15 protein-coding genes are annotated in these 20,490 nt (G+C 19.9%); 4 read left to right on the top strand and 11 right to left on the bottom strand.

Features of this window, described 5'->3' with window-relative positions; genetic code table 11:
• Positions 1-19: 19 nt before the first annotated feature.
• The 9 genes from htpG to BUCICURV3402_RS01530 all read right to left on the bottom strand — a co-directional run bounded on the left by htpG (position 20) and on the right by BUCICURV3402_RS01530 (position 13,867).
• Positions 20-1,894, bottom strand: a complete 1,875-nt coding sequence (gene htpG / locus BUCICURV3402_RS01575) for a molecular chaperone HtpG (protein ID WP_154029351.1) — start codon at positions 1,892-1,894, stop codon at positions 20-22.
• Positions 1,895-2,001: 107 nt separating this feature from the next.
• Entirely contained in the window at positions 2,002-2,307 is a 306-nt protein-coding gene (locus tag BUCICURV3402_RS01570) for a YbaB/EbfC family nucleoid-associated protein (protein ID WP_154029350.1), read from the bottom strand.
• 115 nt (positions 2,308-2,422) lie between these two features.
• Positions 2,423-3,550 (bottom strand): DNA polymerase III subunit gamma/tau, encoded by a 1,128-nt coding sequence (gene dnaX, locus BUCICURV3402_RS01565; protein WP_154029349.1) that lies wholly within the window; start codon positions 3,548-3,550, stop codon positions 2,423-2,425.
• Positions 3,551-3,841: 291 nt separating this feature from the next.
• Positions 3,842-5,593 carry an ABC transporter transmembrane domain-containing protein gene (locus BUCICURV3402_RS01555; RefSeq protein WP_154029348.1) on the bottom strand — a complete coding sequence of 584 codons (1,752 nt, stop codon included), beginning with the start codon at positions 5,591-5,593 and terminating at the stop codon, positions 3,842-3,844.
• A gap of 45 nt (positions 5,594-5,638) precedes the next feature.
• Entirely contained in the window at positions 5,639-7,375 is a 1,737-nt protein-coding gene (locus tag BUCICURV3402_RS01550) for an ABC transporter transmembrane domain-containing protein (RefSeq protein ID WP_154029347.1), read from the bottom strand.
• 131 nt (positions 7,376-7,506) lie between these two features.
• Complete coding sequence (locus BUCICURV3402_RS01545) at positions 7,507-9,333, bottom strand: SurA N-terminal domain-containing protein (RefSeq protein WP_154029346.1); 1,827 nt, start codon at positions 9,331-9,333, stop codon at positions 7,507-7,509.
• A gap of 139 nt (positions 9,334-9,472) precedes the next feature.
• Positions 9,473-11,821: an endopeptidase La gene (gene lon, locus BUCICURV3402_RS01540; RefSeq protein WP_154029345.1), complete on the bottom strand. Its 2,349-nt coding sequence runs from the start codon at positions 11,819-11,821 to the stop codon at positions 9,473-9,475.
• 124 nt (positions 11,822-11,945) lie between these two features.
• Complete coding sequence (clpX, locus tag BUCICURV3402_RS01535; RefSeq protein ID WP_172598553.1) at positions 11,946-13,211, bottom strand: ATP-dependent Clp protease ATP-binding subunit ClpX; 1,266 nt, start codon at positions 13,209-13,211, stop codon at positions 11,946-11,948.
• A gap of 38 nt (positions 13,212-13,249) precedes the next feature.
• Positions 13,250-13,867: an ATP-dependent Clp protease proteolytic subunit gene (locus BUCICURV3402_RS01530; RefSeq protein WP_154029343.1), complete on the bottom strand. Its 618-nt coding sequence runs from the start codon at positions 13,865-13,867 to the stop codon at positions 13,250-13,252.
• Between the two features lie 935 nt (positions 13,868-14,802).
• Here BUCICURV3402_RS01530 and cyoA point away from each other — a divergent pair.
• The 4 genes from cyoA (at position 14,803) to cyoE (ending at position 19,653) form a co-directional block, all read left to right on the top strand.
• On the top strand, positions 14,803-15,681 hold the full coding sequence (gene cyoA, locus BUCICURV3402_RS01525; protein ID WP_154029342.1) for a ubiquinol oxidase subunit II: 879 nt from the start codon (positions 14,803-14,805) through the stop codon (positions 15,679-15,681).
• Between the two features lie 67 nt (positions 15,682-15,748).
• The gene (cyoB, locus tag BUCICURV3402_RS01520) at positions 15,749-17,746 is read left to right on the top strand and encodes a cytochrome o ubiquinol oxidase subunit I (protein ID WP_154029341.1); all 1,998 of its coding nucleotides are present in this window, start codon (positions 15,749-15,751) and stop codon (positions 17,744-17,746) included.
• A 26-nt stretch (positions 17,747-17,772) separates the two neighbouring features.
• Complete coding sequence (locus BUCICURV3402_RS01515; RefSeq protein WP_154029340.1) at positions 17,773-18,357, top strand: cytochrome c oxidase subunit 3; 585 nt, start codon at positions 17,773-17,775, stop codon at positions 18,355-18,357.
• Between the two features lie 333 nt (positions 18,358-18,690).
• On the top strand, positions 18,691-19,653 hold the full coding sequence (gene cyoE / locus BUCICURV3402_RS01510) for a heme o synthase (RefSeq protein ID WP_154029339.1): 963 nt from the start codon (positions 18,691-18,693) through the stop codon (positions 19,651-19,653).
• Here cyoE and BUCICURV3402_RS01505 read toward each other — a convergent pair.
• Entirely contained in the window at positions 19,627-19,893 is a 267-nt protein-coding gene (locus tag BUCICURV3402_RS01505) for a TusE/DsrC/DsvC family sulfur relay protein (RefSeq protein ID WP_154029338.1), read from the bottom strand. The genes cyoE and BUCICURV3402_RS01505 overlap by 27 nt on opposite strands.
• 100 nt (positions 19,894-19,993) lie before the next feature.
• A complete protein-coding gene (nusB, locus tag BUCICURV3402_RS01500; RefSeq protein WP_154029337.1) occupies positions 19,994-20,419 on the bottom strand; it encodes a transcription antitermination factor NusB in 426 nt (141 codons plus the stop codon).
• Positions 20,420-20,490 lie beyond the last annotated feature (71 nt).

The raw sequence follows: 20,490 nt of genomic DNA, 5'->3' as shown, positions 1-20,490 counted from the left end.
TTCAATAAAAATAAATTTTTTATGATAAAAGTAATTCATTAATTCTATTAATGAATAAATGAGGGTTATCTAAACTACCTTTTTCTGCTAAAATAGATTGTTCAAATAATACTTCAATCCAATTAGAAAATATTTCTTGATTTTCTATTTTTTTTATTTTTTTAATTAAAGGATGTATAGGATTAATTTCTAATATATATTTTATTTTGGGTACAGGTTGTCCGGCAGCACTAAATATTTTTGCCATTTGAGTGCTCATATCATTTGAATCTGTTAATACCATTGAAGGTGTATTTTTTAAACGATAAGTAATACGTACATCTTTAACTTTATCATTTAATACTTTTTTTATTTTTTTAATAAAATTATCAAATTTATTTTTATTTTTATCAATTTTTTTATTTGATACAAGATCATCAAGTGATTGATCCGCTTTACTTACAGATTGAAATTGAATTTTATTAAATTCAATAAGATAATTCATCATCCATTCATCTATTCTGTCTGATAATAATAAAACATCAATATTTTTTTCTTTAAATATTTCTAAATGTGGACTATTTAAAGCTGATTTATAACTATCTGCTGTAATAAAATAAATTTTTTTTTGTCCTTCTATCATATTATCAGTATATTCTTTTAAAGATAAAATTTGTTCTTTTGTTTTTGTCTGAATAGATGAAAATCTTAATAAATTTGAAATTATTTTTTGATTTTCTGAATCTTCTGCTAATCCTTCTTTGATTACTAATCCAAATATATTCCAAAATTCCTGATATTGTTTTTTTTTCTTTTCTGATAATGTATTTAACATGTTTAAAACACGTTTTGTTAATGATTTTCTTAAAATATGAGTAATAGAACTATCTTGTAATATTTCTCTAGAAATATTAAGAGGAAGATCTTGAGAATCTATTATACCTTTTACAAAACGTAAATAATTTGGAAGAAATTGTGTAGCTTCATCCATTATAAATATATGTTTTACATATAATTTTAAACCATGCTTATTTTCTCTATGCCACATATCCCATGTTGCTTTTTTAGGAATGTATAATAAATTAATATATTCTTGATTTCCTTCAACTCTATTATGACTCCATATTAGCGGTTTTTCAGAATCATGGGTAATATATGTATAAAATTTTTGGTAGGATTCTTTAGTAATATTATTTTTATTTTGCGTCCATAGAGCTTGTGCTTCATTAATTTTTTCCCAAGAAATTGTTTTAGTTTTTTTATCATAGTTTTCTATTTCAATAGGTATAGAAATATGATCAGAATATTTTTTTATGATTTGTTTAATTTTCCAGCTTTCTAAAAATTCTTTTTCTGAATCTTTTAATAATAGTATAATTTTTGTTCCATATTCTTCCATAGGAATAGTTTCTACTGAATATTCTCCTTTCCCGTTAGATATCCATAGTGTTCCATTTTTTTCTTTATTGGATGCATGTTTTGTATATACTGAAACAGTTTCAGAAACTATAAAAGATGAATAGAATCCTACTCCAAATTGGCCAATAAATTCATTTTTTTCTTTGTTTTCTATATTATCAATTTTTTTTAAAAAAGATTTTGTTCCAGATTTAGCTATAGTACCTAAATTTTTTATAACTTCTTTATAGGTCATTCCAATACCATTATCAGAAATAATGATTTGTTTTTCTGTTTTCTTTATTGAAATTTGTATTTTAGGTATATAATTATTTTTTGAGTATTTTTCTGGATTATATAATTTTTCAAATCTTATTTTCTCTATTGCATCAGATGCATTAGATATTAATTCTCTTAAAAATATTTCTTTATTTGAATATAAAGAATGAATCATAAGATGTAGTAATTCTTTTACTTCTGATTGAAAAATATGAGTTTTTTTTTGTTTATCTTTCATTTTAAATCCTATTTTCTTTATTTATTAAATTAATATCTCTATTTTATAGAGATAATTTTATTAAAAATATATTATAACTGATTTTTTGTACTTTATTTATATTATTTTTATTTTATAAAACTAGATTGTAATGATAATTTTTTTTTCTGCATTTTTGTAATTTGTGTAATAGCATCATTAATCGCTGATGTAATTAAATCCTGTAATAATATTTTATTATTTTCATTCCAGAGTTCATCATTAATTTTAATAGACTTACAGTTATAATTTCCATTCATAATTACTTTTACTAAATCAGCTCCTGATTTTCCAGTAATACTTGTTTTGCTAATATCTTTTTGTATTTCTTCCATTTTTTTCTGCATTTTTTGAGCTTGTTTAAATATTTCATTAATTTTTTCGTTTGTAGACATGTTTTTTCTTTTTTTTCTTAAGTAGAATTTTTATTATAAATAAACATTTTATTATATTATTTATAATTTTAAGTTTTAAATTAAAAATGTTTATATGATATAAATATTATTTATTTTATAAACAAATTTTATTAGATATATTTTTTTCTTTTATATATTGGTATATTTGAAATAATATTATTTCTATACCAATCCTAGGATTAGGTGCATATTTCATATACTTTTCTCCTTGAATAAGGATTTTACAATAAATTTGTATATCTTTAAAGGAAATTTTTTTAGATAAAAAATAAATGTTTTTATTATATTCTGATAAATTATTTATTATATAATTTTTTTTTGATATAGTAATTTTTACTATAGATAAGTTATGAAAAAAAATAATTAATGATGATATAATATTATTATACTGTATACCTATTGCTTCTATATTATCTAGTATATTTAATATTTTATTAATATTATTAATAATAATGTTTTCAGCTAATATAAATATTTTTTTTTTATCAAAAATACCTAATAATTTATTAATTTTTTTTGTATCTATTATTCTATTTTTAGTTGAACAAATAGCAAGTTCAAGAGTATTAAGCGCGCTTCTAATACTTCCATTTGCAGAATTTGATATTATATTTAAAGTTTCTTTATTAATTTTTATTTTTTCTTTTTTTAGTTTTTTTTTTAAATAATTAAATATATTATTAGATGTAATGTATGGAAGATGTATATGAAGACATCGTGAAATAATTGTTTCAGGTATTTTGTTTACATGTGTAGTAGCTAAAATAAATTTAATATATTTTGGAGGTTCTTCTAATATTTTTAATAAAGCATTAAAACTATGTTTAGACAACATTTGTATTTCATCAATTAAATAAATTTTAAATCTTCCCTCCATAGGTGGATATTTTGTTGTATCTAATACACTTCTGATATCTTCTATTTTTGTCTTAGAAGCTGCATCTAATTCTATAAAATCTAAAAATTTTCCTTTTTCTATTGAAATACAATTTGAACATTTTCGACATGGTTTAGATGTAATTCCAGTTTTACAATTTAAACTTTTAGCTAATATTCTTGCTATAGTTGTTTTCCCGGTTCCATGTATTCCTGAAAATAACCAGGATTGATGAATTCTATTTAAATCAAGACTGTTTTTAATGATACGTATAACGTATTTATGTCCTACAATATGATTAAAAGTCTGAGGTCTCCATTGATTAGATAATATTTGATATTTCATTTTTCTCCAGATTAAAAATTTTTTAATTTTAAATTTTTATATTAAAATATATATATTTTTAAAGATTTATATGGTATATTAATAGAAAATATCATTTAAATAAATTTTATTTTTATTAATAATTTTTTTTAATTATTAAAATCTCCTGTTAGGGTTTAATTTTAATTCTATTTACTTTTAGTTATCTGGTCAGGTTCGGAAGGAAGCAGCCAAATTAAAAGATATAGGTTTTATGATTTCCCCTAACAGGTTAAATTAAAATTATTTTTTTATTTTATTTTTGTTACATAATCAAATATTTTTATAATTATGTTGATATGTAAACATTTTATAATACAATCCCTTATTATTTAATAATTCTTTATGATTTCCTGTTTCTATTACTCTTCCTTTATCTAGTACTATAATTATATCAGAATTTATTATTGTAGATAATCTATGAGCTATAATTACTACTGTAGATTTTTTTTGAATAGAAGATAATATTTTTTGTATTTTTTGTTCAGATTCAGAATCTATGCTAGCAGTTGCTTCATCAAAAATTAGTATTTTAGGATGAGAAACTAATATTCTAGCAATACCTATTAATTGTTTTTGTCCTTGAGAAAGAGAATCATTATTTTGTCCAATTATTGACATATATCCATTTGGCAATACATCGACCAGTTGTTTTAACTGACTTTTATATAGTGCGTTAATAACTGTTTTTTCTTTTATTTCTCTATTAAGAGATATATTATTAATTAAACTATCATATAAAATTGTAGGTTCTTGTTGAACAATAGAAATATTTTTACGTAATACTTTGTTTGATAAAGTATTTATTGGTTTTTTATCTATATATATTTTCCCTTCTGTAACAGTATAATGTCCTAAAATTAAATTAGATAAAGTAGTTTTTCCACTTCCTGTTTTTCCTACTAATGCTATACAACTTCTATCTGGAATATTTATATTAATATTTTTTAAAATTCTTTTTTTTGTTTCTGGATAAGTAAAATTCACATTTTTAAATTGTATTTCTCCGGTTTTTAATGATGAAATATTATTTCCGTATGTTTTTATTGGGGAATCAATAAATTTAAAAATTCTTTCTGAAGAGACAATAGCTTGCTGTAATAGTGATTGTTGACCTGTAATTGCAATTATTGGTTCATTTAAATGTCTTAAATAATTTATAAAAGTATGTATGATACTTATTTTTATAATCGCCATTGGAAATAATTTTAATGTCGTAATTATACAGGACAAAACAATAGAAGATATTAAATTTAATAATGGTCGTAATAATAAACTATCTATTTTTAATGTTTTTATTCTATTTAAATAACTTTCATTGTTAATATAGTTAATTTTTTCAATGAATTTTTTCTCTTGATTAAATTGTTGAATTATAGTAATTCCATTAATAATTTCATTAATTGTATTGTTTAAATTAGATAGAGATGATTTTATTTTTTTAATTATCGGTTTGCTATAGTATTGATGAATTATAACTATAATAGAAACTATAGGTATCATAAGAGAACTAATTAAAGCCATTCTCCATTCCAAAATAAACATAGATGTTAAAATTATGAAAAATAATATAAAATTTTTTAAAAAAGAAGATAAAATTGTTTCATAAAATTCTTTTACTGATTCTGTATCATTTGTTATTTTGGTTATTATTGAATTTATTGGTTTTTGATTAAACACTTTCATAGGTTGTTGTAATGCAACATTCATGATATTTATTCTTAATTCTTGAATAATTTCAGTAGATATTTTACTAAAATATATTGTATAAAAATAATTAAAACATGATGACAATATTTGTAATATTATAAAATAACTAATTAGATATAAATTTTTTGTCATTTTTAATATACGATATTTTAAAATGTTATTAATAAAATTACTAAGAATAATAGGACTGGAAATTTCAGTTATTGTCGCTAATAAAATTAATATACACGATAATAATAATAAATATTTTTTTTTTTTATAATAAGATAATAATCGTTTTATTATCTTCCATGAAGAATATTGTTGATCTTCCATTTTTTTTTCCTATTTTTATTAAAGTATATGAAAATGTATATTTTATTATTTAAATTTTTGATAATTATACATTTTATGATACCAATTTTTTTCAGATAATAATTTTTTATGTGAACCTATTTGTAAAATTTCTCCTTTTTTTAAAACAAGGATATTATTAAATTGTTCTAAAATTGATAATCTATGAGTAACTATAATAGTAGTTATTTTATTTTTTTGTGTATATTTTTTAATATTTCTAATGATTTTGCGTTCTGTATCATGATCTACAGATGATAAAGGATCGTCTAAAATAAAAATTTTAGATTTAATTAAAAAAGCTCTAGCGATTGTAATTCGTTGTTTTTGTCCACCAGATAATTTAATTCCTTTTTCTCCTACTTGAGTATTATATCCTTGAGGTAATTTTTTTATATCATCATGTATACATGCTAATTTAGCTGCATTTTTAATTTCTTTCATGGAAGAATTTACTTTTCCAAATCTAATATTATTAAAAATACTATCAGAAAATAAAAATGGTGTTTGATTAACTACTGATATTATTTTACGCCATTCTTTTATACATATATCTTTTATATCATATTTATGATATTTGATATATCCTGATGGTATTTCAAAATGTTTTTGAATTAAACGAATTAAAGTAGTTTTTCCTGATCCTGTTGGACCGCAAATACCTAAAGTAGTATTATTTGGTATTTCTAATTTTATATTTTTTAATGATTTTTTTTTTCTTTCAGGATAAGAAAATTTTTTTATATTTATAAATAAATTATTTTTTATATTAATTTTATTAATGTTATTATTTTTTTCTGTTTTTTTGTTTTTTGTTATTATTATTTCTTGTATTCTTTTCCAAGATACATTACCTCGTTCTAAAATATTAAACATCCATGCAAATGCTAGAATTGGCCAAATCATAGACCCTAAATACAAAATAAAACTTGTTAATTGACCAAAAGTTATTTGTTCTGTTGTAATTAAAAAACTACCTCCTAAGATTGCAAATAAATTAGACATAGCAATTGAAATATGAATAATTGGATTAAATTGAGCATCTATTTTAGATACTTGAAAATCTTTTTTCTTAACATCGTTTGCTGCTTTAGAAAATTTTTTGATTTCTGTTTTTTCTAACTGAAAATTTCGTATCATATGTATATTATTTAAACTATTTTGAGCTTGATTATTTAAAATAGAAAAATATTTTTGTGATTTTTGAAATTTTGAATATAATCTATTTCCACATTTTTTAATAATTATAGCCATAACAGGCATTGGAAGTAATGAAAAAAAAGATAACTTCCAGTTTATTTGTATACACATTACAATAAAAATTGAAATTCCTGTAATAAAAGAATCAGCTATTGTTAGTATTCCTTCTCCTATAGAAAAAACTACCCTTTCAATATCGTTAGTAGCCCTAGATATTAGATCTCCATTGTTATATTTTGAATAAAATATCGAATTTTTTTTTAACAAAGCAGAACAAAATTTTATTCTTAATTGAGAAATTAGATGATAAGATGAACTAAATAATAAAATTTTCCAAAAATATTTTAGTATATAAATTGTTATAGATATTAAAACTATTTGTGTAATTTTTATTATTACATCTTGATTAGAGGCTTGATTAGTTAATATTAAATCAATAGTAGAACCAATAATTTTAGCAGGTAGTAATTGTAATAATGTAATTATCATTAAAAGAATGCATGTACCCGCATATCGTTTCCATTCTTTTATAAAATACCATTTTAATTCTTTAAATAATTTCACAAAATTACCTTGTTTTTATTATGAATAGGATAGTTTTTGAAAAAATAAAATAATATTTAATTTTATATAAAAGATATATATAAATAATTATTTTATTAATTTTTATTGAATTTATATTATTTTAAAATATATTATTCTATATTAGAATTATACGTTATTTTAGATTTTTTATATAAATTTTGTAAAATTGCTGTAATTACTTTTAATTTTAGATATTGTTTAATTTGCTGATTTATTAAATATTTTTCTGTTTTATTTATTTTTTCAAAAAATTCTTTTTTAAAAATTATTAAATAATTTTTTTGTTTAGATTTTTTAAAAAAAATGTATATATAACGATTCTTTTGTATAGAAGGTAATTGTTTAATAATTTTTTTTATTTCATCATTATGTTTAAAAAATAATGTTTGAGGATTATAAATATATATCGGATTTTTGTCAAAAAAGAATTTTTTTTTGTTATATTTTTTTAGTAAGAAGTTTTTTATAGATGTATGATTTTTTTTATACATTTTTTTTAATAAAAAATTACCTAATATTTTTTTATAAACTATTTTTTTATTTAATAAATGTTTTTTAACATATGATTTCATTTTTAATAAATAAATATGTTTTTTTTTATTAGTATATGTTTGGATGTTTGGATTAAAGTATGATTTTTTTTTATAAAAAAAGTTTTTTTTTATATATTTATTAAAAGTATTTAAATAATAATTTTTAATTTGTTTTGGAAATTTTATTATTGTTTTTTTGTATACTTTGATAGAATTTTTTGGTAATAAATTTTTTAATTTTATATTATGATTATTTAATAAAATATATAACATATTATTAAAAATTATTTTTTTAAAAATATTTTTTTGATGTTTGATTTTTTTAATAACATAATTTTTAATTTTATGTATATTTTTATTATTTATGTTTTGTATAGAATTTAATTTGAAAATAAAAAAATTATTTTTATAAAATATTATTTTAGAGTAATCTCCTATTTTTTTTAATCGAAACTTTTTTATAATTTTAGGTGTGTTTTTTGATTTTATCCATCCTAATTTTATATAATTTATTTTTTTATTTTTTATTTCTTTATTTATTTTTTTTCTTTGATATATTTTTAAAAAAAAATTTTTTATTGTAGAGGGATTAATTTTAATAAAATTAAAATTATATTTTTTTTTTATTAATTTTTTTTTTATATTTTTTATTAATGACTGAATATTGTTATTTTTTATTGGTATTTTTTTTTTTAAATTAGCTACATGAATAGTAGCAGATGAAGGTGCATAGAATTTTTCTTTATTTAAATAAAAATATTTTTTGATGTCATTAATATTATTTTTTTTTTCTGATTTTGTTAAATCAATTTTAAAATTGGTGATTTGTATATTTTTTTTGTTTGTTATTTTTTTAAATTTATTAAATATATCTTGTTTTAAAATTATAATTGATTTCAATAATATTTTTATTAAATATTGCACTGCTATTTTTTTTTTTAAAACATTAACATATTGATTATGCGAATACATAATAAAATTAATAAACTTAAAATATCTAATATAATTAAAAGAATTATTAACATTAAAATATTTTGAAGAATAAATTAATTCTTTTACATATTTTCCTAACATTTTTAGATCGATAATATCTATATATTGTTTTAAAAGAGATTCGTTAATTATTTTTATAATAATTTGTTGAAGAATATATTGTTTATATTCTTGTTTGCTTATTCTGTGTTCTAATATATTTTTAATATTAGTATTATTTTTTCTTTTAATAATATTATAGCTTAATTGTAATATTTTAGAATAAATTTTTTCTTTATTTATATGTATAATAGGTAATTCTTTTTGATTTATAAAAAGTCCAGAAATATTACTGAGTATTATAGATAATACAATAACAGTAGTAATAATTATTAAGATTATTTTTTTATAAAAGTTTTTCAATAAAGACATAGTAAAATTAACCTTTTAATTAAATCATTTTAATTGCTATATAAATTTTCTATTTTTAAAATCTTTTAGCTAGTAAGAATATACTATTCTTCTAGCTATATTGTATAAAGTATAACTTTATTCAATTTTTTTCACATTTTTATTTATTTAAATTATTAATGTAGGGATGATTTTCTAAAGATAGTTCTAGTACTTCTTCTATATTCTTTATTGGGTGTATGTTTAAATCAGAAAGAATATTTTTAGGTATTTCTGATAAATCTCTTTTATTTCCATAGGGAATTAAAACTTTTTTAACTCCTCCTCTATGTGCTGCTATTAATTTTTCTTTTAACCCTCCAATGTTTAATACTTGACCCCTAAGAGTAATTTCTCCAGTCATAGCAATATCAGATTTAACTGGATTATTTGTTAAACATGATACTATAGCAGTACATACAGTTATCCCTGCACTTGGTCCATCTTTAGGTGTAGCACCTTCAGGGACATGTACGTGAATATCATTTTTATTATAGAAATCTTTTTTAATACCTAATTTTTTAGCTTGTGATCGAACAACTGTTAAGGCGGTTTGTATGGATTCTTGCATGACTTTTCCGAGAGATCCAGTATATAGTAGTTTACCTTTACCTGGAATGCATGTACATTCAATAGTTAATAAATCACCTCCCATTTCTGTCCAAGCTAATCCTATTACTTGTCCAATTTCATTATTTTGGTTGATTTTTCCATATGTATATTTTTTAATACCTAAATAATTTTTTAAATTTTTTTTATTAATATTTATATTATTAATATCTTTTTCTAGTAAAATTTTTTTAACTGATTTTCTACAAATTTTTGATATAGATCGTTCAAGATTTCTAACTCCTGATTCTCTTGTATAATATCGAATTATATTTATTAATGCATTATCTTGAATATATAATTCTGTTTTTTTTAAGGCGTTTTCTTTCATTTGTTTTGGTTGTAGATATTTTTTTGCAATATTTATTTTTTCTTCTTCGGTGTATCCTGATAATCGAATAACTTCCATTCGATCTAATAATGGTGCTGGTATATTCATAGAATTAGAAGTCGCAATAAACATTACTTCTGATAAATCATAATCTATTTCTAAATAATGGTCATTAAAGGAATTATTTTGTTCGGGATCTAATGCTTCTAATAAAGCAGCAGCTGGATCTACACGTATATCAAATGCCATTTTATCAATCTCATCTAATAAAAATAGAGGATTTTTTACACCTGATTTAGTTATTTTTTGCATTAATTTTCCGGGCATAGAACCAATATATGTTCTTCTATGCCCTCTAATTTCAGCTTCATCTCTTATTCCTCCTAAAGCCATACGAATGTATTTTCTACCAGTTGCCCTAGCAATTGATTTACCTAGTGAAGTTTTTCCAATTCCCGGAGGACCTACTAAACATAGAATAGGACCTTTAATTTTCCTTATTCTATTTTGAACTGCTAAATACTCTAAAATATGTTCTTTTACATCATGTAATCCAAAATGATCAATATTTAAAATTTTATGAGCTACTTGAATATTTTTTTTTATTTTACTTTTTTTATTCCAAGGGACTTGTATCATCCATTCAACATAATTTCTGACAACTGTAGCTTCAGCTGACATGGGAGACATCATTTGTAATTTTTTTAATTCTGCTTGTGTTTTTTTTTTAGCTTCTTTAGGCATTTTTGCTAATTTTATTTTATTTTTTAATTTTTCATTTTCATCAATAGAATTTTCTGAATCACCTAATTCTTTTTGAATTGCTTTCATTTGTTCTGTTAAAAAATATTCTCTTTGATTTTTTTCTGTTTGTTGTTTAATTCTATTTCTTATGTTTTTTTCTATTTTTAATAGGTCAATTTCAGATTCCATTATTCCAATTAGAAATTCTAAACGTTTTTTTATACATGATATTTCTAATAATGTTTGTTTTTCTTTTATTTTTAAAGGCATATGATATGCTAAAATATCACTTAACTTTTCTATATTACTAATTTTTTTCAATGAATCTAAAATTTCCATTGGTATTTTTTTATTTAATTCAATATATCTTTTAAATTGATTAACAGTAGTTTTAATAAATACTTTCTTTTCTTTTTCTTTTATTTTTTTAGATTTTATATATTTAATGTTAGCTAAATAGTAATTATCATTTTTTTTTATATTTTTTATTTTTGCTCTTTTTTTTCCTTCTATTACTATTTTTATAGTACCATCGGGTAAATTTAATATTTGTAAAATTTTTGCAACTGTTCCAATATTAAATAAATCATTTTTTTTTGGTTTTTCTGTTTTTGCTTCTTTTTGTGTAATTAAGAGTATTTTTCTATCATTTTTCATAGAAAATTCTATACATTTAATTGAATTTTTACGACCGATAAATAAAGGAGTAACCATATACGGATATACTACTATATCTCGTAAAGGTAATATTGGAATATTAATATTTTCTGAATACTCAGAATTCATATATATCTCTCTTTTCAGTGTTTTAATATACAAAAATTTTTGTAATTTTATATTTTTATTTATGGTATTTATATATAGTAAATATTTTTTATTTTATATTTATTTATAATAATAGATTATCATATTATATTTTTTTATCTGTTTTTTTTTCTAGAAAAAATAATTTTGGTGAACTTTTTTTTTGTACAACAGATTTATTTATATAAACACTAGTTATATTTTTTAAATTAGGTACTTTATACATTGTATTTAACAATATGGACTCTAAAATTGATCGTAATCCTCTAGCTCCAGTTTTTTTCTTTATTGTTTGTTTTGCTATTTCTATTAAAGCTGATTTATCAAATTTCAATTTAATATTTTCTAAAGAAAATAATTTTTTATATTGCTTAATTAAAGCATTTTTAGGTTTGTAAAGTATTTTGATTAGATCTTTTTGTGTTAGATTTTTAAGCATAATATTTATTGGTAATCTACCAACAAACTCTGGTATTAAACCATACTTAATAAGATCTATAGGTTGTATATATTTTTTATAACTAAATTTCTTTTTTTTATGTATATTTTTTATATTAAAACCAATTTTAGATTTATTATTTATACGTTTAGAAATAATATTTTTTAAACCAAAAAATGCTCCACCACAGATAAATAAAATTTTTGAGGTGTCAATTTTCCATGTTTCTTGTTCAGGATGTTTTCTTCCTCCCTTTATAGGTACAGAAGCTATCTTTCCCTCTATGATTTTTAATAAAGATTGTTGAACACCTTCTCCTGATACATCCCGAGTAATGGAAATATTTTCTGATTTTTTTGTAATTTTATCTATTTCATCAATATATATAATTCCCTTCTCTGCTTGTTTAATATCATAATTACTATTTTCTATTAATCTTCTTAAAATATTTTCAACATCTTCTCCAACATAACCTGCCTCTGTTAATGTTGTAGCATCTGCAATAGAAAATGGTACTTTTAAATATTTTGCTAATGTTTCAGCAATTAATGTTTTTCCTGTACCGGTTGGTCCGATCAACAAAATATTACTTTTTTCTAATTTAATGCTATGATTATCTTGTAATAAATAATTTAATTTTTTATAATGATTATATACTGCAACAGAAATGATTTTTTTTGCTTTTTTTTGACCTATTATAAACTTATCTAAATATTTTTTTATAATTTTAGGTGTTTGTAATGGAATTATTTTATTATTTTTTTTAAAATTATATTTATTTAAAATATCATTGCATAATAAAATACATTGATCACAAATATGTCCTGAAAGACCACTAATCATTTTTTTTGCTTCATTTTGATTTTTTTTACAAAAAGAACAGATTATAAGTTTTTTATTATTAATAGTATTATCCATATTTTTCTCTATTATAAATAGTATTTGTATAATTTTATAGTAAACGTTATTATTTATTTTTTTAAAATTGAATCTATAAGTCCATATTTTATAGCTTCTTTAGGGGAAAAGAAAAAATCTCTTTCTGTATCCTTGTTTATTTTTTTTATAGATACATTAGTATGAAAAGATAATAAATTGTTTATTATTTTTTTTACTTTTTTTATTTCTTTAGCATGTATTATAATATCTGAAGCTTGTCCTTGAAATCCACCTAATGGTTGATGTAGCATAACCCTTGCATGAGGTAAACAAAATCTTTTTCCTTTTTTTCCTGCGCATAATAGTATGGCAGCCATTGAACAAGCTTGCCCTAGACATATTGTATTAATATCAGGTTGAACAAATTGCATAGTATCATAAATAGACAAACCGGAAGTAATTATTCCTCCAGGTGAATTAATATATAAAAAAATATCTTTTTTTTTATTTTCTGATTCTAAAAATAATATTTGAGATATAATGATGCTAGCAAGGTGATCATCAATCTTTCCTGTTAGGAAGATAATTCTATCTTTTAATAAACGTGAAAAAATATCATAGGATCTTTCTCCTTGTGAATTTTTGTCAATAACAAAAGGTATTAAAGACATTTTTTTTTTATTTTTATTTCTTTTTTTAATATAATTCATTTAATTATCCTTTTTTTAAAAATTTATTTTTTTATTAATAAAAATATTATTAATTTTATTGTTTTGGATTATTTTTGTTATAAAAGTAATAATTATTTATATAAAATTTACATATTATTGTAATAATTTATTTTTTGCATTTTTTTTGATTTATATAGTAATATTTAAATTTAAATTTGTAATAAATAAAATTTATAAAAATAAATTTTTTATAAATATAAAACCATTTTGAATCATAGTATATAATAATTAATATAATATAAAGATAGAAAATAATAATTATTATTAATTAGATTTAATATTTATTTAATAAATATTTATTTTTTTATATTATTATTTATTTATCCTTAAATAATACTTAATATTAATGAGACATATCTAGACATGATTATTTTAACGAAAATATATACTTTTTATTCATACATATAAATATAAAAATATTTTTATATGACATTATTATATATATAATACTGAACAATTTTTTAGGAACACATTTAAAGGATATTTTATAGATAATATTTTATTATTTTAATAAAGATAAATTATTAAACTTATGAATTTAGTATTATAATAATATTGATAATATTTGAAATATTTATTTTTAATATAAATTTTTATATATTTATATTATTAGAAATAATATATTAATTAATATTATTAATTCACTTTTTTTTAAAAATTTTATTATAGTTAAAAATAATTTTATTTTTAATATACAATATAATTATTGTTTCTGTCAATTTAGAATGATTAAATGTATTAACTATAATAATTTCATTTAATAAAATATATTTATATATTTTTATTTTTTAATAAAAATATAATTTTTATAATGAAAAAATAATTTTTATTATTATTTTTAATGTATTTTTTATTACATTTTTTAAAATGAATAATATAAAATAAATATATTTTTTTATATAGGTTTAAGTATAATGAAAATATTTAACAAAAATAACATATTTAAATTTTTGATTTTTTCTTTTTTTTCTTTAGTGACATTATTAATAGTTTATGCAAGTAAACAAATATATATAAATTCTTATGGGTATATATTGACAAATGAACTTAGGTTAGTTTTAACGACTTTTAAACTTATGTTTGTTATTATTATTCCTGTATTTTTTTTAACTATTTTTATTATCTATTACTATCGTCGATCTAATGTTTCTTCAAGTTATCAGCCTAATTGGAATCATTCATATTTTTTAGAAATAATATGTTGGTTAATTCCAGTTATGATAATATCTTTCCTGGCAAATTTATCATATAAGACTACACATAAATTAGATCCTAGTAAATCATTACAATTAAATACTAATCAACCAATTACTATTGAAGTTATATCTTTAAATTGGCGTTGGTTATTTATTTATCCTGATTATAAAATTGCTACTATTAATGAAATAGCTTTCCCTAAACATGTTCCTGTACATTTTAATATCACTTCTCATTCTGTTATGAATTCCTTTTTTATTCCTAGTTTAGGTAGTCAAATTTATACTATGGCTGGAATGAAAACTAATTTAAATTTAATTGCAATGAATAGTGGTATTTATAAAGGTATTTCATCAAATTATAGCGGTCATGGTTTTTCTAACATGAAATTTAGAGTGTGTGTACAAAATAATCTCTTTAGTTTTAATAAATGGATAAAAAGAATAAAATTAAAAAAAAATGTTTTGTTTTCTAAAAAACAATTCTTAAAATTATCATATAATAGTAAACAACATCATATACAATATTTTTCATATATTGATCCTTTATTATTTTATAAAATAATTGATATGTTTAACATATTACATAATGTTTAATTTTTATATTTATATAAATAAAAATTAGTAATTTTTTATATATTTAATATTTTGAGGATAAACGATAGTGTTTGGAAAATTGACTTTTAATTCAATACCATACCATGAACCAATTATTGTAATAACATATATTTTGATTTTTTTATTTTCTTTTTTAGGTTTTATATATATTACATATTTTAAAAAATGGTTATATTTATGGAATCAATGGTTTACTTCAGTTGATCATAAAAAAATTGCTGTTATGTATTTTATATTAGCTTTTTTAATGTTTATTCGCGGTTTTTCAGATGCGGTAATGATGCGATTTCAACAATTTTTTTCTTCTTTACCTGAACATATAAGTATTTTACCAGCCAATCATTATGATCAAATATTTACCGCTCATGGCGTTATTATGATTTTTTTTGTAGCTATGCCTTTGGTCATTGGATTAATGAATTTTGTTGTTCCTCTACAAATAGGTTCAAGAGATTTAGCATTTCCTGTATTAAATAATCTGAGTTTTTGGTTAACTGCAAGTTCAGTCATTTTAATGATGTTATCTTTAGGAATTGGTGAATTTGCTCAAACTGGTTGGTTAGGGTATCCACCATTATCAGGAATAAAATATAGTCCGGGAGTGGGTGTAGATTATTGGATTTGGATTTTGCAAATTTCAGGATTAGGTGCTATTTTAACTTCTATTAATTTTATAGTAACTATTATTAATTTTCGCGCTCCAGGTATGACTATGTTTAAATTACCTGTTTTTACTTGGACTGCATTATGTACTAATATTCTTATTCTAATTTCTTTTCCCGTTTTATTTACTACTCTATTACTTTTATCTTTAGATAGATATTTTGGATTTCATTTTTTCACTAACGATATGGGTGGAAATATGATGTTATATGTTAACTTAATTTGGATATGGGGGCATCCTGAAGTTTATATATTAATATTGCCAATATTTGGTGTTTTTTCTGAAATAGTATCTACTTTTTCAAGAAAATCATTATTTGGATATATATCTTTGATATGGGCTACTATTGTTATTACAATATTATCTTTTCTTGTATGGTTGCATCATTTTTTTACAATGGGCTCGGGTCCTGATGTAAATTCTTTTTTTAGTATTACAACTATGATAATAGCTATTCCAACTGGTGTTAAAATATTTAATTGGTTATTTACAATGTATCGAGGTAGTATTTTTTTTCATTCTTCTATGTTATGGACTATTGGTTTTTTGATTAGTTTTACAATAGGAGGAATGGCAGGGGTATTATTATCTATACCTCCGGTGGATTTTATATTGCACAATAGTTTATTTTTGGTTGCTCATTTTCATAATGTTATTATTGGAGGTGTAGTTTTTGGTTGTTTTGCCGGAATAACTTATTGGTTTCCAAAAATTTTTGGTTTTAAATTAAATGAATATTGGGGAAAATGTGCATTTATATTTTGGATGATTGGTTTTTTTATAGCTTTTATTCCTTTATATATATTAGGTTTTATGGGTATGACTCGTAGATTAAGTCAAAATATTGATTGTGAATATCATTTTTTATTGACAGTAGCTACTATTGGTATTTTTTTTATTTTTTTAGGTATTGTTTCTCAATTAATTCAATTTTTTGTTTCTATTAATAATCGTCATACTAATGAATATAGAGATTATAACGGAGATCCTTGGAATGGAAGAACATTAGAATGGTCTATTTCATCTCCACCTCCTATATACAATTTTTCAGTTATACCTACTGTAAAAAAAATAGATGATTTTTGGTATAAAAAAACAAATAAAAAAGAGGATATAAAAAAAGATATTCCTAAATATATTCATATGCCTAATAATTCTTCTGTGGGTATATTAATTGGTATATTTACTACTATTTTTGGTTTTTCTATGGTGTGGCATATTTGGTGGTTAGTTTATTTTTCAGTAATTGGAATATTTTTTAATATTTTATATATATCGTTTGTAACGGATAAAGGATATTTTATTTCTCAAAAAATAATAAAAAAAATAGAAAATGAATATATATCTATTAATAAAAAAATTATAAATAATATTAAATAATATATTTTTTTATATAAGGATTTGTGATGAACGATAAGAAAAAACATATTTCATATTCTTCATTAGAAAATAAAAATGTTTTTGGTATGTGGTTTTATTTAATGAGTGATTGTATTATTTTTTCTATATTATTTATTGTATATATAATTATGCTACGACATGGATATAGTAATTTTTTGAAAGAAAATAATTTATTTTCTCCTTCTATTGTCTGGACTGAAACATTATTTTTATTATTTAGTTCATTGTCATGTAGTTTTGTTAAATATTTTTCTAAATATTCTTATAAATTTTGTATTTTGATTTTTTTATTTATTACATTTTTATTAGGAAGTTGTTTTGTAGGATTGGAGTTTTTTGAATTTTTAAATCTTTTTAATAAAGGATTTTATCCGTTTTCTAATGGATATCTTTCTTCTTTTTTTGTTTTATTAGGAACACACGGACTACATGTTTTTTGTGGTTTATTATGGATATTAATTTTATTTTTTCAGATTTTTATTTTTGATTTAATTGATTCAGTTCGCTCTTCTTTAGTTTGTTTTTGTTTATTTTGGCATTTTTTAGATATTATTTGGATAGTATTAATTATGTGTGTTTATTTTATATAATTAAAAAAATAATATTATATATTTGGAGTTTTTAATAATGTTATCAAGAAAAAAAAATATATTAATCAATATTTTTATATTTTTTATAAAAAAAAAATTTTTTATTGGTTTTATTATTTCTTTATTTTTTATTATTTTTTATTTTTTTGTTTTAAATGATCAGTTATTAATTGTAAGTAATTATAAATATTATTTTTTATTTTTGGTAATTTTACAAATTTTTTTTTATTTTAAATATTTTATAGGTGTTAATTTTTCTCAAAAAAATTTTTTTATTATATTATTAATAATTTTTACTAGTATTATTATTGGTATAATTAGTATAGGATCTTTATGGATTTTCGATCATTTAAACCATTAAAATTAAATTTACTTTATTTTTTAAAAAACTTTAAGATAATAAATAAATTAGAATTAGTTAAACCAGGTATTATTTTAGGTAATTTAATTAGTTTATCGGGAGGTTTTTTTTTAGCTTCTCGTGGAAATTTATTAAAAAATTTGTTTTTTAAAATAATACTTGGAATTATAAGTATAATTTCTTCATCTTGTATATTAAATAATATTATTGATAGAGATGTAGATAAAATAATGAATCGTACAAAAAACCGGATATTATGTATTAATACTAGTAAGGAATTACTAGTTATAATATTTTTAATAGCCTGTTTTTTGTTTTTTTTTGGTATATATGTATTTTATATGTATGTAAATTTAATATGTACTATAATTGCTTTTATAGGTGTTTTTTTATATGTTATTTTGTATTCATTTTTTTTGAAAAGAAGATCATTATATTCAATTTTAATTGGTGGTATTTCTGGATCTTTACCGCCTATAATTGGTTATTTATCTGTAAATAATAAATTAAATGGATGTTGTTTAATTTTATTTTTAATTTTTATTTTTTGGCAAATTGCACATTTTTATTCTATAACAATATTTAGATATCAAGATTATAAATCTGCAGAAATTCCAACAGTTCCAATATTATATGGTTTTTTATATACTCAAAACTGTATTTCTTTTTGTATTATTAATGTATTTTTTTTAAATTTTTTATTATACTATTTTAGCTATGTAAATTTTTTTTATTGTTTTTATATGAACTTTTTTATTTTTTTATGGTTTATTTTTTCTATTGTTGGAAATATTTTTTTATTTTCTTTTAAAAAATGGTCACGTATTATGTTCTTTTTTTCTATTTTTATTATTTTTTTAATTAGTTTTTTACTATCTATTAATAATAGAAGTGATGAATATTTTTTTTTAAAAACAATTTTGATTTTTTGGTAATCCTGATATTTGACTAGCATTTTTCATGAATCCTTTTGGAAAAAGGATAAATAAATCTTGACTAGTCAAGAATATTTTTTTTTTTTTCATATATGTTAGCAACATTCTTATTGTTGGTGTTAAATTATATTTTTTATAAAATTTTCTCATACAAAAAATAATTTTCCAATGTTTTTGACTCATATTTATATTTAATTTTTTTGCAATAGATTTTGCAAATTTTATATTCCAATTTTTCATTTTTTTAGATATAGTAAATTATAGTAGAAAATAAAGATTAATAATAAATCTATTATATATTTTATTTTTGTATAAAAAGAATAGTTTTTTATATTTATTTTTATTTAAGTAAATTTAAATTTTTTTTTGACATTAATGTATCTAATACACCATTAATAAATTTATGACTAGTTTTTGATCCAAATTTTTTAGCTAATTCTATTCCTTCATTTATAACTACTTTATCTGGAATATCTAAACGTCTCATAATTTCATAAGAAGATAATCTAAGTATTGCTTTTTCGATTTGATCTATTTTTTTATTTTTTTTTGATAAAATTGGATTAATTATATTATCTAAATAATGAACATTTTGAATTACTCCTGTAACGATTTCATTAAAATATTGTTTATCTAATAAAAAATCTTTATTTTCTTTTATTACATAATTTTTAATTTCTGATATAATTATTTGTTTTGATATTTGCCAAGAGTATATTGCTTGTATAGCCATTTCTCTTGATTTTCTTCTTTTTGACGGGTTCATAATTTTATTTCCTATTTTGAAAAATATATTAATAACTTTAATTAATATAAATTTTATTTATAAACTTTATT

It is taken from the genome of Buchnera aphidicola (Cinara curvipes), from assembly GCF_900698915.1.
GTDB classification, from domain to species: Bacteria; Pseudomonadota; Gammaproteobacteria; order Enterobacterales; family Enterobacteriaceae; genus Buchnera_F; species Buchnera_F aphidicola_AY.
Note: the sequence above shows the minus strand (reverse complement) of the source record. Positions and strands in the feature narration are given on the sequence as shown.